Below are 13,378 nucleotides of genomic sequence, written 5' to 3'. Positions count from 1 at the left end.
TCCCCCCCCCCCCCCCCCCCCCCCCCCCCCCCCCCCCCCCCCCCCCCCCCCCCCCCCCCCCCCCCCACCCCCCCGCCCCCCCCCCCCCCCCCCCCTCCCCCCCCCCGGGGCTGTACCGATGTGCGGCTCCGCCGCGTGGGCGTGAGCAGCCTCCACCGGCCGGAGGCTGCTCACGCACCTGAACCGCGCAGCTCATCGGCGCACCCGTTGACCGGCTGAGGCGTCCCCGTGAAGTCCAGCACGAACAACGGCACCCCCAGGGCGTCGGCCCGCTCACGCGCCTCCTCGGCGTACCCCGCGAGGGAGAAGTACACGCACCCCGAGTCCTCCGTCATCGCCGTCAGCCACAGGCACTCCACGTCCCGCGGCGAGGCCGGCTGCACGGTCGGGTCCACCTGGGCCACCAGCCCCCGGGCGGCCAGCCCGATGCCGGACGGCGGCCGCTGGTCGGCCCGCCGTATGTCCCGGTAGCCGAGCCAGCGCAGGTAGAGCGCGGCCGCGGTGACCGCGTCCCGGGCGGTCCGGATGGTCACGGGATGGAAGGCGGCCCGCGGCTCGGGCCCGGGCCCGCCCCGCGCCGGCGGCACGGACAGGCCGCCGGCGACCGCGATGCGCAGCACCGCCCCGCACGGGCAGCCCAGCTCCGGCTGCGGCCACTGGTCCCGCCGTCCGCAGGACCCGCAGCTCACCGTCACCCAGTCCGCGTCCCAGGCGCGGTGCGCCACCGGCGTCGGGCCGGCCGTGCCGTCGAGGTCCGGGGTGACCGGCGCGCCGCAGGCGCACGGGTACGACGGCGCGGTGTAGACGTGCTCGCGCCGACAGGCCGGACAGCGCACCGGCACGCTCTCGGACATGGCCCCACCTCAGGCGTCGCGTCGCTTCAGCCGTCCCATGGTGCTCCCGCCGGGGCCCGGTTGTCCGTCCCTTGACGACGTTCGTCACCGCACCTACATTGATTTCAGATAGTAGAAGTTAGTTTCCGTAATGCGGAATAACTCGAACAGCTGGCACAACTGGAAACGATGCTCACCGCGGGGCGCGACGGGAGCAGGCATCCGACAGCCGAAAGCAGGAGTTCTCGATGGCTCGTATGACCGCTGCCCGCGCGGCAGTTGAGATCCTCAAGCGCGAGGGCGTCACCGACGCGTTCGGTGTGCCCGGCGCGGCGATCAACCCCTTCTACGCGGCGCTCAAGGCCTCCGGCGGCATCCATCACACCCTCGCCCGCCATGTCGAGGGCGCCTCGCACATGGCCGAGGGCTACACCCGCACGCACCCCGGCAACATCGGCGTCTGCATCGGCACCTCGGGGCCGGCCGGCACCGACATGATCACCGGCCTCTACTCGGCCACCGGCGACTCCATCCCGATCCTGTGCATCACCGGCCAGGCCCCGACCGCGGTGATCCACAAGGAGGACTTCCAGGCCGTCGACATCGCCTCGATCGCGGGGCCGGTCACGAAGATGGCGGTCACCGTGCTGGAGGCCGCGCAGGTCCCGGGCGTCTTCCAGCAGGCCTTCCACCTGATGCGCTCCGGCCGCCCCGGCCCGGTCCTGATCGACCTCCCGATCGACGTGCAGCTCACCGAGATCGAGTTCGACCCGGAGACGTACGAGCCGCTCCCGGTCTACAAGCCGGCCGCCACCCGCGCCCAGATCGAGAAGGCGATCGGGATGCTGAACGCGTCCGAGCGCCCGCTGATCGTCGCGGGCGGCGGGGTCATCAACGCGGACGCCGCCGGACTCCTGGTCGAATTCGCCGAGTTGACCGGCACCCCGGTCGTCCCGACCCTGATGGGCTGGGGCGTCCTGCCCGACGACCACGAGCTGAACGCCGGCATGGTGGGTTTGCAGACCTCGCACCGCTACGGCAACGCGACCTTCCTGGAGTCCGACTTCGTCCTCGGCATCGGCAACCGCTGGGCCAACCGCCACACCGGCAGGCTGGACGTCTACACGGCCGGCCGCACCTTCGTCCACGTGGACATCGAGCCCACCCAGATCGGCAGGATCTTCGCCCCCGACTACGGCATCGCCTCCGACGCGAAGGCCGCCCTGGAGCTCCTCGTCGAGGTGGCACGGGAGTTGAAGGCGTCGGGCGGCCTCCCGGACCGCTCGCGCTGGGCGGCCGCGGCGCAGGAGAAGCGGGCGACCCTCCAGCGCCGTACCCACTTCGACGACATCCCGATCAAGCCGCAGCGCGTCTACGAGGAGATGAACAAGGCCTTCGGCCCGGAGACCCGGTACGTCTCCACGATCGGCCTCTCGCAGATCGCCGGCGCCCAGATGCTGCACGTCTTCAGGCCCCGGCACTGGATCAACTGCGGCCAGGCGGGCCCGCTCGGCTGGACGGTCCCGGCCGCGCTGGGCGTCGCCAAGGCCGACCCGGAGGCGACCGTCGTCGCCCTCTCCGGCGACTACGACTTCCAGTTCATGATGGAAGAGCTCGCGGTCGGCGCGCAGCACAAGATCCCGTACGTCCACGTCCTGGTCAACAACTCCTACCTCGGCCTGATCCGGCAGGCGCAGCGGGCGTTCGACATCGACTTCCAGGTCAAGCTGGAGTTCGAGAACATCAACTCGCCCGAACTGGGTGTCTACGGCGTCGACCACGTCAAGGTCGCCGAGGGCCTGGGCTGCAAGGCGATCCGGGTGACGGACCCGGCGGAGCTGGGCGCGGCCTTCGAGGAGGCCAGGAAACTGGCCGCCGAGCACCGGGTGCCGGTCGTCGTGGAGGCGATCCTGGAGCGGGTCACCAACATCTCCATGTCGACCACCAACGACATCTCGAACGTCGTGGAGTTCGAGGAGATCGCGACCGAGCCCGGCCACGCGCCCACGTCCGTCAGGACGCTGAAGGTCTGAGCCGGCGCGGACGAGAGCGGGCGGCCCATCCGGGGGATGGGCCGCCCGCTTCGCGTTGCAGACGACTCGGTGCCCGCCGCCCCCGTGCCGGCGGGCACCTTGTGAGGTGAATATGCCCTCTGACTGGGGCGGTTGAAGCATGTTGAACAGAGTTCAGAGCTTGATTTGAGGTTCGGCCGGTCTCTTCGTCCCGGTACCTCAGCTTTCGGGGTGCTCGCTCAGACCCGGCCAGTCGTCCGGGCCGCCGCCCTGCCACTCGATGAGGTCACTCTCCTCGACCTCGATCCGGTCCAGGTCGGCCAGCCGCAGGATCTCGATCACGTCGTCGAGGTGGGAGGCGATCCCCAGGGTCACGTCGCCCTCGGTGACCCGCCGGGAGCCGTCCAGGGCGGGGGCGTGCACGACGATGTGCGGGAACTCGGTCGGTGGATGTGCAGTCATGCCACAAGGCTCCTGCGGCGGGGCCGGAAACGCACGCCGAAGCGCCGGACGCGGGCGGTTCCGCGTCCGGCGCTCGGGGAGCCCGTGGGGCTCCGTGCCGCTGTGGCCGTCCGACGGCGCGAGGCTGGGCGCGACAGGACGTTCGCGCCGCCGGACGGGGTTCAGGGGTATGGCTGGGACCGCGGCGGGTGCGACGGAGTCCGGGGCACTCCTCCCTCTGGTCGGGAAGAGCGCTCGGTTCCTTCACCACCGCACTGGCTCGCACGCCGCCGCGGTCCTCGCCCCGCCCGCGCGCCGACACCGACCGGCCACCCCTCATCCGGGCCGGTCGGCCGCCGCGGGCCGCCTGTGGGGTCAGTCCTCGCGCAGGGCGCGGACCGCCTCCGCCACGCGCCTGCCGTATTCCGGGTCGGCGGCGTGGAAGTGGGCCAGGTTCTTCTCGATCACGTCGTCGCGGGAGACCTGCGAGAGGCTGCCGGCGATGTTCGCCACCAGGCGCCGCCGCTCCTCCGCGGACATCAGGCGGTACAGCTCACCCGCCTGGGAGAAGTCGTCGTCCTTGGTGTGGAGCGGGGCCTCGTGGGTGCCCGTGTGGCCGGTCACGGCGAGGGGTGCCGACAGGGGGCGGCCGGTCTGCGCCGGGCCGTCGTAGGAGTTCGGCTCGTAGTTCTTGGCGTGCCGGCCCTGGGCGTTGGCCGCCATGAAGCCGTCCCGGCCGTAGTTCTGCGCGGTCGTCGCCCGTGGGGCGTTGACGGCCAGCAGGGTGTGGTTGACGCCCAGGCGGTAGCGGTGCGCGTCCGCGTAGGCGAACAGGCGGCCCTGGAGCATCTTGTCGGGGGAGGGACCGATGCCCGGCACGAAGTTGTTCGGGGAGAACGCGGCCTGCTCGACCTCGGCGAAGACGTTGTCCGGGTTGCGGTCCAGGACCAGGCGTCCCACCCGCTGGAGCGGGTGGTCCCGGTGCGGCCACACCTTGGTCAGGTCGAAGGGGTTGAAGCGGTAGTCCGCCGCCTCGGCCGCCGGCATGATCTGCACGTACAGGGTCCAGGACGGGTGCACGCCCCGCTCGATGGCCTGGAGCAGGTCCGTCTGGTGCGAGTTCGGGTCCTTGCCCGCGAGCTCCGCCGCCTGCTCGGCGCTCAGACTGCGCACGCCCTGGTTGGTCTTGAAGTGGTACTTGACGAAGAAGGCCTCGCCCTCGGCGTTCGTCCACTGGTAGGTGTGCGAGCCGTAGCCGTTCATGTGGCGGTACGACGCCGGGATGCCGCGGTCGCCCATCAGCCACGTCACCTGGTGCGTGGCCTCGGGGGCGTGCGCCCAGAAGTCCCAGACTGCGTCCGGCTCCTGACGGCCCGTGAACGAGTCCCGCTTCTGCGAGTGGATGAAGTCCGGGAACTTGATCGGGTCCTTGATGAAGAACACCGGGGTGTTGTTCCCGACGAGGTCGTAATTGCCTTCCTCGGTATAGAACTTGACGGCGAAGCCGCGCGGGTCGCGGACGGCGTCGGCGCCGCCGAGGGAGTCGGCGACCGTCGAGAACCGGACGAAGACCTCGGTGCGCCGGCCGACCGTGCTCAGGAAGTCGGCGTGGGTGAAGCCGGTGACGTCGTCGGTCACCTCGAAGTGGCCGTACGCGCCGCTGCCGCGGGCGTGCACCACGCTCCCCCACTGCCTTAAGGGCGTGGGAGGTGCCCCCACCGGGATGCGCTCGCGGTTGAAGCGCGCGAGCTTCTCGAGGAGGTGCTGGTCCTGGAGGAGGAGCGGGCCGCCGATGCCGGCGGAGGCGGAGTTCTGGTTGTCGGCGACCGGGGCGCCGGACTCGGTGGTGAGCACGCGCTTCGACATCGTGGGCCTTCCGTGCGAATGTCAGCGGAAATTCATTTCCGCTTCGTGGAGCCTAGGATCGGGTCGGCTGGGGCGTCAACAGTTTGTTGAAGTGGTTTCCGGGCGGCGCCGGAGCCTGGGCGCGACAGGACAGGTGTCGGCGCCGGCACCGCCCGGAAGTCATGCGGTCCGGCTCAGACCTGCGCGCCGGACAGGCGCTCCACCGCACGCAGCAGCGCGGAGTGGTCGAGGCCGCCGTCGCCCTGCGCCCGCAGGGACGCGACCAGTTGGGCCACGACGGCGCCGACGGGCAGGGCGGCGCCGACGTTGCGGGCCGCGTCCGTGACGATGCCCATGTCCTTGTGGTGCAGGTCGATCCGGAAGCCCGGCCTGAAGTCGCGGCTGAGGAAGTTGCCCTTCTTACGCGTCAGCACGGTCGAGCCGGCCAGGCCGCCGTTCAGCACGTCCAGCGCGGCCGTCAGGTCCACCCCGGACTTCTCCAGGAAGACCACCGCCTCGGCGCACGCCTGGATGTTCACGGCGACGATCAGCTGGTTGGCGGCCTTCACGGTCTGGCCGGAGCCGTGCGGACCGCACAGCACGATGGTCCTGCCCAGCGCCTCGAAGATCGGCCTCGCGGCGTCGAAGTCGGCCTGCTCGCCGCCGACCATGATGGACAGCACGGCCTCGACGGCCCCGGCCTCGCCGCCGGACACGGGCGCGTCGAGGACGCGGATGCCCTTGTCCCCGGCGGCCTTCGCCAGGTCGACGGAGGTCTGCGGGGTGATGGACGACATGTCGATGAGGAGCGCGCCGGACCGCGCGTTCTCCAGGATGCCGTCCGGGCCGTATGCGATGGCCTCGACCTGCGGGGACGCGGGAACCATGGTGATGACCACGTCCGCGTCCCGCACCGCCTCGGCGATCGAGCCGGCCGCGGTGCCGCCGGCGGCGGTCAGCCGGTCCAGCTTGTCCTGCTCCAGCGTGAAGCCGGTGACGTCGTAACCCGCCTTGACGAGGTTCTCGGACATCGGGGAGCCCATGATGCCGAGGCCTATCCAGGCGATCTTGGGGAGGGTGCTCATAAGGGGGTGCCTCTCTGACTGCTGTGATACGTCTGCTGCTCGGCGGGTGTCGGCAAAAGCAGCCCGTCCGGCGTGTGAGGACGAGGGCCGAAGGCCGAAGCGGGGGTCCGGGGGCGGCGGCCCCCGGGGACGGTCACCTCAACGGGCGGTGCGCTGTTCCGCCGGCAGCCAGCCGAAGGCCTCGGCGCTCGGCGAAGCCCCCGCCTTGTACTCCAGGCCCACCCAGCCGTCGTAACCGGCCTTGTGCAGCTGGTCGAGGAGGTCTTCCAGGGGGAGTGAGCCCGTGCCCGGGGCGCCGCGGCCCGGGTTGTCGGCGATCTGGACGTGGCCGGTCTTCGCGGCGTACCGCTCGATCACCGACGGCAGGTCCTCGCCGTTCATCGACAGGTGGTACAGGTCCATCAGGAAGCGGGCGTTGCCGAGTCCCGAGGTCTCGTTCACCTTGTCGACGACCGCGACCGCGGCCGGCGCCGACACCAGCGGATACCGCGGCGACTCCGGCTCGTTGAGCGCCTCGATCAGCAGGACCGCCCCGTTGCGGTCGGCGGCCTCCGCCGCCCGGACCAGGTTCTCCAGGGCCAGCGCGTCCTGCTCGGCCGGGTCCACGCCGTCCACGCGGTTCCCGTACAGGGCGTTGAGCGACCGGCAGCCCAGGGTGCCGGCGAAACCGGCTGCCACGTCGATGTTGGCGCGGAACCGCTCCGACTCCGCGCCCGGGACCGACAGCGCGCCCCGGTCGGGGCCGGGCAGTTGGCCGGCGTAGAAGTTCAGGCCGGTCAGCCGGACGCCGGCGCCCTCGATCGCCTTCCTCAGCGCGTCGAGCTCGGCGCGCTCGGGGGTGGGGGAGTCGACCCAGGGCCACCACAGCTCGACCGCGGTGAAGCCGGCCGCGGCGGCGGCCGCGGGGCGCTCCAGGAGCGGGAGTTCCGTGAAGAGGATCGACAGGTTGACGGTGAAGCGCTGCTCTGCACATCCCATGGGGGCGGGCGCTCCCTTCCACTGTCTCTGTTTCCACATTGTGGAAGTTGGTTTCTGCTTAATGGAAGACTGCCTGTGACCGGGGAGAGCTGTCAAGAGCGGCCGCGCAAACGGGCGCCCTACCCTGAAGGCATGGCTCGGTCCAACGACGAGGTGGCGGCGCTGCTCCAGGAGTACGCGGACCTGATCTCGATCACCGGCGGCGACGCGTTCAAGGCGCGTGTCTACGAGAAGGCCGCCCGGTCCGTCGGCGGCCACCACGCCGACGTCGCCACGCTCGACCTGAAGGGACTGCAGGAGATCCCGAACGTCGGGAAGTCCATCGCCCAGAAGGTCCGCGAGTACCTCGACAGCGGCGCGGTGGCCGCTGTCGAGGAGCTGCGGGCGAAGATCCCGGCCGGGGTCCGGCGGCTGACGGCCATTCCCACCCTCGGCCCGAAGAAGGCCATGGCGGTCTATGAGGAGCTGGGCGTCTCGTCGGTGGACGAACTCGCCGTCGCCATCCGCGACGAACGGCTGCGCGACCTCAAGGGCTTCGGGCCGAGGACCGAGGAGAACATCCTGCACGGCATCGAACTGCTCCGGTCCTCCGGCGGACGCGTGCGGATCGACGCGGCCATGGAGCTGGCCGAGGACATCGTCGGCGCGCTCTCCGCCGTGACCGGCTGTGAGCGGTGCGCGTACGCCGGGTCGCTGCGCCGGATGCGCGAGACCATCGGCGACATCGACATCCTCGCCGCGGCCGAGGACTCCGCCCCGCTCATGAAGGCGTTCACCGGGCTGCCGTACGTCACCGAGGTCATCGGGCAGGGCGGGACCAAGACGTCCGTGCGCACCGGCAAGGGGCTCAACGTCGACCTGCGGGTCGTGCCGCCGGACTCGTGGGGCGCCGCGCTGCAGTACTTCACCGGGTCGAAGGCCCACAACATCCGCACCCGCGAGATCGCGGTGCACCAGAAGCTCAAGCTCTCCGAGTACGGCCTCTTCGACGCCGGGAGCGGCGAGAAGATCGTCTCCGGGACCGAGGAGGAGGTGTACGCGCGCCTCGGCCTGCCCTGGATCCCGCCGCCGCTGCGCGAGGACCGCGGGGAGATCGAGGCCGGGCTCCGCGACGGGCTGCCCGAGCTGGTCACCGAGGCCGACCTCCGCGGCGACCTGCACACCCACACCGACCTCACCGACGGGCTCGCCCCGCTGGAGGAGATGGCCGAGGCGGCCGCCGCGCGCGGCTACGCCTACTACGCGATCACCGACCACGCGCCCGACCTGGCCATGCAGCGCATGACCGACGAGCGGATGCTGGCCCAGCGCGAACGGGTGCGCGAGCTGGACGGCACCTACCCCACCCGGGGCCGGCGCGGCGGGCTGCGGCTGCTGCACGGCACCGAGCTGAACATCGGCCCCGAGGGCGAGGTGGACTGGCCGGACGACTTCCTCGCCGGGTTCGACCTGTGCGTGGCCTCCGTGCACTCGCACTTCAGGCAGAGCCGCGAGCAGCTGACCCGGCGGCTCGTGCGGGCCTGCGAGAACCCGTACGTCAACGTCATCGGCCACCCCACCACCCGCCTCATCGGCAGGCGGCCCGGCATCGACGCCGACCTCGACGCGGTCTTCGCCACCTGCGCCCGCACCGGCACGGCCCTGGAGGTCAACGCCCACCCGGACCGCCTCGACCTGCGCGACGAGGACATCCTGCGGGCCCGCCGGCACGGCGTGCGGTTCGCCGTGAACAGCGACGCGCACGCCGTGCCGCACCTCGCCAACATGCGCTACGGCATCGGCGCCGCCCAGCGGGGCTGGCTCACCGCCGACGACGTGATCAACACCTGGCCCGAGCGACGGCTGCGGAGCTTCCTGCGCAAGGGCCGGTGATCCCGGAGGGCTGCCCGAACACCGGCGCCGCGCGTTAGGTTGAGCGCGTGCGATTGAGAGTGGAGTTCACGACCGAACCCTTCGACCTCGACGAGGCCCCCGCGCACGCGCTGGTCGCCCGTGAGGTCATCGAGGCGGCCGAGCTGGACGCGGTGGACGTGGGGCCGTTCGGGAACACGGCGGAGGGCGGCTCCGACGCCGTGCTCACCGCCGTGGACGCGCTGCTGCGCAGGGCTCTGGAGGCCGGCGCCACCCGGATCTCGCTCCAGGTCAACGTGGTGGGGGAGGGCGGCGACAAGTGACCGGAAACGGGGACGAGCCCTTCATCACCGCCGTGAAGCCGCTGGTCGACGCCATGGGCGGGGAGATGCTCCCGCCCGACGAGGCCGGTCCCGACGACGTCGTGCTCGCCTGGGAGGGCGTCGACGTGGTCGCCGTACGGCTGCCGCAGCTCGCCGACTCCCTCGACCACATCCTGGCCGCCATGGAGCGCAAGCAGGGCAGGCCGCTGGCCGACCTGGACCGCAAGGCGAAGCAGGAGGTCGTGCGCATACTGGAGGCGCGGGGCGCCTTCTCCGTCCGGCACGGCGTGGAGACCGTGGCGAGCGCACTCGGCGTGAGCCGCTTCACCGTCTACAACTACCTCAACCGCGAGAAGGAGAACTGACCCTCCCGGTGTGCCCCGGGGGTTGTTACGCGGAATTTTCAACAAAGTGTTGACGCTGGGTTCCGGAGGGCGTTAGCTAACGGCAGCCCGTTCAGCACGAAGGCCGCACACGGCCACGGAGGCTCCCGTGACGTCGACTTCCACGCCCCCGGGCCTGGCCCGGTTCAACGACCTGGAGGAGCCGGCGGCACTCGCCGCCCTCCACGAGGCGTGCGCCTCCACGGCCTGGGCCCGGCGCCTGCTCGCCGCCCGCCCCTACGCCACCCCCGAGGCCCTCTACTCCGCCAGCGACGCCGCCATGGCCGGGCTGAGTGCGGCGGACCTCGCCGAGGCCATGGCCGGGCACCCGCCGATCGGCCGCCCCAGGCCGGGCGACCCCACCTCGGCCAGGGAGCAGTCCGGCATGGCCGGCGCGGCGGACGGCCTCAAGGCGGAGATGCTCGAACTGAACCTGGCCTACCAGGAGCGGTTCGGCCATGTCTTCCTGATCTGCGCCACCGGCCGCACCGGCGAGGAGATGCGGGACGCGGCCAAGGAGCGGATCGGCAACCCGCCGGAGCGGGAGCGGGAGATCGTCCGCACCGAGCTGGGGAAGATCAACCGCATCCGACTCGCCCGACTCGTCGAAGAGGACGTCTGAGACCATGAGCACCAGCACCACCGCCTCCGTGTCCACCCACATCCTGGACACCAGCGCCGGCCGTCCCGCCGAGGGCGTCGCCGTCCGGCTCGCCGCCCGCGCCGGCCGGGAAGCGGAGTGGCGGGCGCTCGCCGGCTCGGCGACCGACGGGGACGGCCGGTGCAAGGATCTGCCGGCGCTGCCGGAGGGCACCACACACGTACGGCTCGACTTCGCCGTGGAGCCGTATTTCGAGAAGAAGCAAGCCGATGCGCAGCAGGACGCCCCCGCGAATCGGGACAGCGGACCGGCCGTGTTCTTCCCGGAGGTGGCGATCACGTTCGCCGTCGTGCCGGGCGAGCACTACCACGTACCGCTGCTGCTCAACCCGTTCGGCTACTCCGTTTACCGAGGGAGCTAGCTACACATGCCTACGATTCTTGGACAGAACCAGTACGGCAAGGCCGAGAACCGGGTCGTCAAGATCACGCGGGACGGTGCCACCCACCACATCAAGGACCTCAACGTCTCGGTGTCGCTCTCCGGCGACATGGACGAGGTCCACTACTCCGGCTCCAACGCCAACGTCCTGCCGACCGACACCACCAAGAACACGGTGTTCGCGTTCGCCAAGGAGTACGGCATCGAGTCGGCCGAGCAGTTCGGCATCCACCTCGCCCGCCACTTCGTGACCTCGCAGGAGCCGATCCACCGGGCCCGGATCCGTATCGAGGAGTACGCCTGGGAGCGCATCGAGGCCTCGGACGCCAACTCGAAGTTCATCGGCGCCGACGAGGTCAAGCACTCGTTCGTGCGCAAGGGCCAGGAGACCCGGCTCACCCAGATCACGTACGACGGCGAGCAGTGGGAGGTCGTCTCCGGGCTCAAGGACCTCGTCGTGATGAACTCCACCAACTCGGAGTTCTGGGGCTACGTCAAGGACAGGTACACCACCCTGCCCCAGGCGTACGACCGCATCCTGGCCACCCAGGTCTCCGCCCGCTGGCGGTTCAACTGGACCGACGACGAGCAGAAGATGCCCCACTGGGAGAAGTCCTACGAGCAGACGAAGAAGCACATGCTCCAGGCCTTCGCCGAGACGTACTCCCTCTCGCTGCAGCAGACGCTGTACCAGATGGGTTCGCGCATCATCAACAACCGCGGCGAGATCGACGAGGTCCGCTTCTCGCTCCCCAACAAGCACCACTTCCTGGTCGACCTGGAGCCCTTCGGCCTCAAGAACGACAACGAGGTGTACTACGCCGCCGACCGGCCCTACGGCCTGATCGAGGCGACCATCCTGCGGGACGGCTGCGAGGCGAGGATCCCGGTGGACCTCACCAACCTCTGACCAACCCAACTCCACATCGGCACCCGCGGCCGGCGGGGTTCCCGCTCCCCGGCCGCGGCACTCAAATCCCCGGGGTCCTGCCGTGCCCTCACCACAAGTCCACTGAGCGAAAAGGACGAATCATGGCAGCAGACCAGCGCATCGTCATCGAGAACTGTTCGATCGCGACCGTCGACGCCCACGACACCGAGTACGCGAACGGGTACGTCGTCATCGCCGGCAACCGGATCGAGTCGCTCGGCGCGGGCCGTGCTCCCGAGGGCCTGGAGAACGTCGTACGGCGTGTCGACGCCACCGGCCACCTGGTGACCCCCGGCCTGGTCAACACCCACCACCACTACTACCAGTGGATCACCCGGGGCCTGGCGACCGATCACAACCTCTTCAACTGGCTGGTCGCGCTCTACCCGACCTGGGCGCGGATCGACGAGCCCATGGTGTACGCGGCCGCGCAGGGCTCGCTCGCCATGATGGCCCGCGGCGGTGTCACCACCGCCATGGACCACCACTACGTCTACCCGAAGGACTCCGGCGACCTCTCCGGCGCGATCATCCGCGCCGCCCGCGAGACCGGCGTCCGCTTCACCCTCGCCCGCGGCTCCATGGACCGCAGCGAGAAGGACGGCGGACTGCCGCCGGACTTCGCCGTCGAGACCCTCGAAGGCGCCCTCACCGCCACCGAGGCGACCGTCAAGGAGCACCACGACCCCTCCTTCGACGCCATGACCCAGGTGGCCGTCGCCCCCTGCTCGCCGTTCTCCGTCTCCACCGAACTCCTGCGGCAGGGCGCCGAACTGGCCCGCCGTCTCGGAGTGCGCCTGCACACCCACGGCTCGGAGACCGTCGAGGAGGAGCAGTTCTGCAAGGAACTGTTCGGGATGGGCCCGACCGACTACTTCGAGTCCACCGGCTGGCTCGGCGAGGACGTGTGGATGGCGCACTGCGTCCACATGAACGACTCCGACATCGCCGCGTTCGCCCGCACGAGGACCGGCGTCGCCCACTGCCCGTCCTCCAACGCCCGCCTCGCGGCCGGCATCGCCCGCGTCCCCGACATGCTCGCCGCCGGCGTCCCGGTCGGCCTCGGCGTCGACGGCACCGCGTCCAACGAGTCCGGCGAACTCCACACCGAACTGCGCAACGCACTGCTGATCAACCGCCTCGGCGCCCACCGGGAAGCGGCGCTGAACGCCCGCCAGGCACTGCGCCTCGGCACCTACGGCGGCGCCCAGGTCCTCGGCCGCGCGAGCCAGATCGGCTCCCTCGAACCCGGCAAGCTCGCCGACCTGGTCCTCTGGAAGCTGGACACCCTCGCCCACGCCTCCATCGCCGACCCGGTGACCGCCCTGGTCCTCGGCGCGGCCGCCCCGGTCACCGCCTCCTTCGTGAACGGCCGTCAGATCGTCGCCGACAACCGGCTGCTGCACGTCGACGAGGACGCGATCGCCCGCGTGACGCGGGCCGAGGCCCAGCGGCTGGCGCAGATCGCCGGGCGGTAACCCCGCTTCGCCGCACACCACTTGAGCTCCGGTCGGGAGGGACGGCTCCCGGCCGGTGGCCGTGGACCCCGAAAGGGCCCACGGCGGCCGCCTCCCGGGCGCGCGCAGTCCTGCGCGCGCCCGGGAGCACGGTCACCGTCCTTTCGGTCCCTCCCCCACTCTCGACGCGCTCGAGC

At 71.0% G+C, this 13,378-nt stretch carries 13 protein-coding genes; 8 read left to right on the top strand and 5 right to left on the bottom strand.

All coding sequences use genetic code 11. The features are described 5' to 3' along the window. Positions 1–170 precede the first annotated feature (170 nt). Positions 171–854, bottom strand: a complete 684-nt coding sequence (locus ACZ63F_RS20260) for a hypothetical protein (protein ID WP_469712645.1) — start codon at positions 852–854, stop codon at positions 171–173. A 227-nt stretch (positions 855–1,081) separates the two neighbouring features. Between ACZ63F_RS20260 and gcl the strand changes: the two genes are divergently transcribed. Then, positions 1,082–2,866 carry a glyoxylate carboligase gene (gene gcl, locus ACZ63F_RS20255; RefSeq protein ID WP_469712643.1) on the top strand — a complete coding sequence of 595 codons (1,785 nt, stop codon included), beginning with the start codon at positions 1,082–1,084 and terminating at the stop codon, positions 2,864–2,866. Between the two features lie 198 nt (positions 2,867–3,064). On the opposite strand, the gene ACZ63F_RS20250 is transcribed toward gcl, so the two are convergent. The 4 genes from ACZ63F_RS20250 to ACZ63F_RS20235 all read right to left on the bottom strand — a co-directional run bounded on the left by ACZ63F_RS20250 (position 3,065) and on the right by ACZ63F_RS20235 (position 7,194). Next, the gene (locus ACZ63F_RS20250) at positions 3,065–3,307 is read right to left on the bottom strand and encodes a hypothetical protein (RefSeq protein ID WP_351958711.1); all 243 of its coding nucleotides are present in this window, start codon (positions 3,305–3,307) and stop codon (positions 3,065–3,067) included. 354 nt (positions 3,308–3,661) lie between these two features. Then, a complete protein-coding gene (locus ACZ63F_RS20245) occupies positions 3,662–5,152 on the bottom strand; it encodes a catalase (protein ID WP_469712641.1) in 1,491 nt (496 codons plus the stop codon). A gap of 173 nt (positions 5,153–5,325) precedes the next feature. Beyond that, positions 5,326–6,216 carry a 2-hydroxy-3-oxopropionate reductase gene (locus ACZ63F_RS20240; RefSeq protein ID WP_469712640.1) on the bottom strand — a complete coding sequence of 297 codons (891 nt, stop codon included), beginning with the start codon at positions 6,214–6,216 and terminating at the stop codon, positions 5,326–5,328. 138 nt (positions 6,217–6,354) lie between these two features. Continuing rightward, a complete protein-coding gene (locus tag ACZ63F_RS20235; protein ID WP_469712638.1) occupies positions 6,355–7,194 on the bottom strand; it encodes a TIM barrel protein in 840 nt (279 codons plus the stop codon). 132 nt (positions 7,195–7,326) lie between these two features. On the opposite strand from ACZ63F_RS20235, the gene polX reads away from it, so the two are divergent. From polX to ACZ63F_RS20200, 7 genes are all read left to right on the top strand, one after another. Then, complete coding sequence (polX, locus tag ACZ63F_RS20230) at positions 7,327–9,066, top strand: DNA polymerase/3'-5' exonuclease PolX (protein WP_469712637.1); 1,740 nt, start codon at positions 7,327–7,329, stop codon at positions 9,064–9,066. 47 nt (positions 9,067–9,113) lie between these two features. After that, positions 9,114–9,368, top strand: a complete 255-nt coding sequence (locus ACZ63F_RS20225; RefSeq protein ID WP_366360250.1) for a YkoF family thiamine-binding protein — start codon at positions 9,114–9,116, stop codon at positions 9,366–9,368. Further along, complete coding sequence (locus ACZ63F_RS20220; protein ID WP_351958717.1) at positions 9,365–9,733, top strand: helix-turn-helix domain-containing protein; 369 nt, start codon at positions 9,365–9,367, stop codon at positions 9,731–9,733. The genes ACZ63F_RS20225 and ACZ63F_RS20220 overlap by 4 nt, the downstream gene beginning before the upstream one ends. Before the next feature lie 127 nt (positions 9,734–9,860). After that, complete coding sequence (uraD, locus tag ACZ63F_RS20215; protein ID WP_469712634.1) at positions 9,861–10,373, top strand: 2-oxo-4-hydroxy-4-carboxy-5-ureidoimidazoline decarboxylase; 513 nt, start codon at positions 9,861–9,863, stop codon at positions 10,371–10,373. A gap of 4 nt (positions 10,374–10,377) precedes the next feature. Further along, the gene (gene uraH / locus ACZ63F_RS20210; protein WP_469712632.1) at positions 10,378–10,773 is read left to right on the top strand and encodes a hydroxyisourate hydrolase; all 396 of its coding nucleotides are present in this window, start codon (positions 10,378–10,380) and stop codon (positions 10,771–10,773) included. A gap of 6 nt (positions 10,774–10,779) precedes the next feature. Continuing rightward, complete coding sequence (pucL, locus tag ACZ63F_RS20205; RefSeq protein WP_469712631.1) at positions 10,780–11,703, top strand: factor-independent urate hydroxylase; 924 nt, start codon at positions 10,780–10,782, stop codon at positions 11,701–11,703. A gap of 122 nt (positions 11,704–11,825) precedes the next feature. Further along, on the top strand, positions 11,826–13,202 hold the full coding sequence (locus tag ACZ63F_RS20200) for an 8-oxoguanine deaminase (protein ID WP_469712629.1): 1,377 nt from the start codon (positions 11,826–11,828) through the stop codon (positions 13,200–13,202). Positions 13,203–13,378 lie beyond the last annotated feature (176 nt).

The organism is Streptomyces sp. NPDC104761, assembly GCF_055583445.1.
This window is presented reverse-complemented; position numbering and strand designations above follow the sequence as displayed.

What these genes read in the sequence shown, in the direction of transcription:
- ACZ63F_RS20235 (WP_469712638.1), bottom strand. Translation starts at nt 7,194, where the DNA reads ATGGGATGTGCAGAGCAGCGCTTCACCGTCAACCTGTCGATCCTCTTC.
- pucL (WP_469712631.1), top strand. Translation starts at nt 10,780, where the DNA reads ATGCCTACGATTCTTGGACAGAACCAGTACGGCAAGGCCGAGAACCGG.
- ACZ63F_RS20240 (WP_469712640.1), bottom strand. Translation starts at nt 6,216, where the DNA reads ATGAGCACCCTCCCCAAGATCGCCTGGATAGGCCTCGGCATCATGGGC.
- ACZ63F_RS20260 (WP_469712645.1), bottom strand. Translation starts at nt 854, where the DNA reads ATGTCCGAGAGCGTGCCGGTGCGCTGTCCGGCCTGTCGGCGCGAGCAC.
- ACZ63F_RS20200 (WP_469712629.1), top strand. Translation starts at nt 11,826, where the DNA reads ATGGCAGCAGACCAGCGCATCGTCATCGAGAACTGTTCGATCGCGACC.
- ACZ63F_RS20250 (WP_351958711.1), bottom strand. Translation starts at nt 3,307, where the DNA reads ATGACTGCACATCCACCGACCGAGTTCCCGCACATCGTCGTGCACGCC.
- uraH (WP_469712632.1), top strand. Translation starts at nt 10,378, where the DNA reads ATGAGCACCAGCACCACCGCCTCCGTGTCCACCCACATCCTGGACACC.
- ACZ63F_RS20245 (WP_469712641.1), bottom strand. Translation starts at nt 5,152, where the DNA reads ATGTCGAAGCGCGTGCTCACCACCGAGTCCGGCGCCCCGGTCGCCGAC.
- polX (WP_469712637.1), top strand. Translation starts at nt 7,327, where the DNA reads ATGGCTCGGTCCAACGACGAGGTGGCGGCGCTGCTCCAGGAGTACGCG.
- gcl (WP_469712643.1), top strand. Translation starts at nt 1,082, where the DNA reads ATGGCTCGTATGACCGCTGCCCGCGCGGCAGTTGAGATCCTCAAGCGC.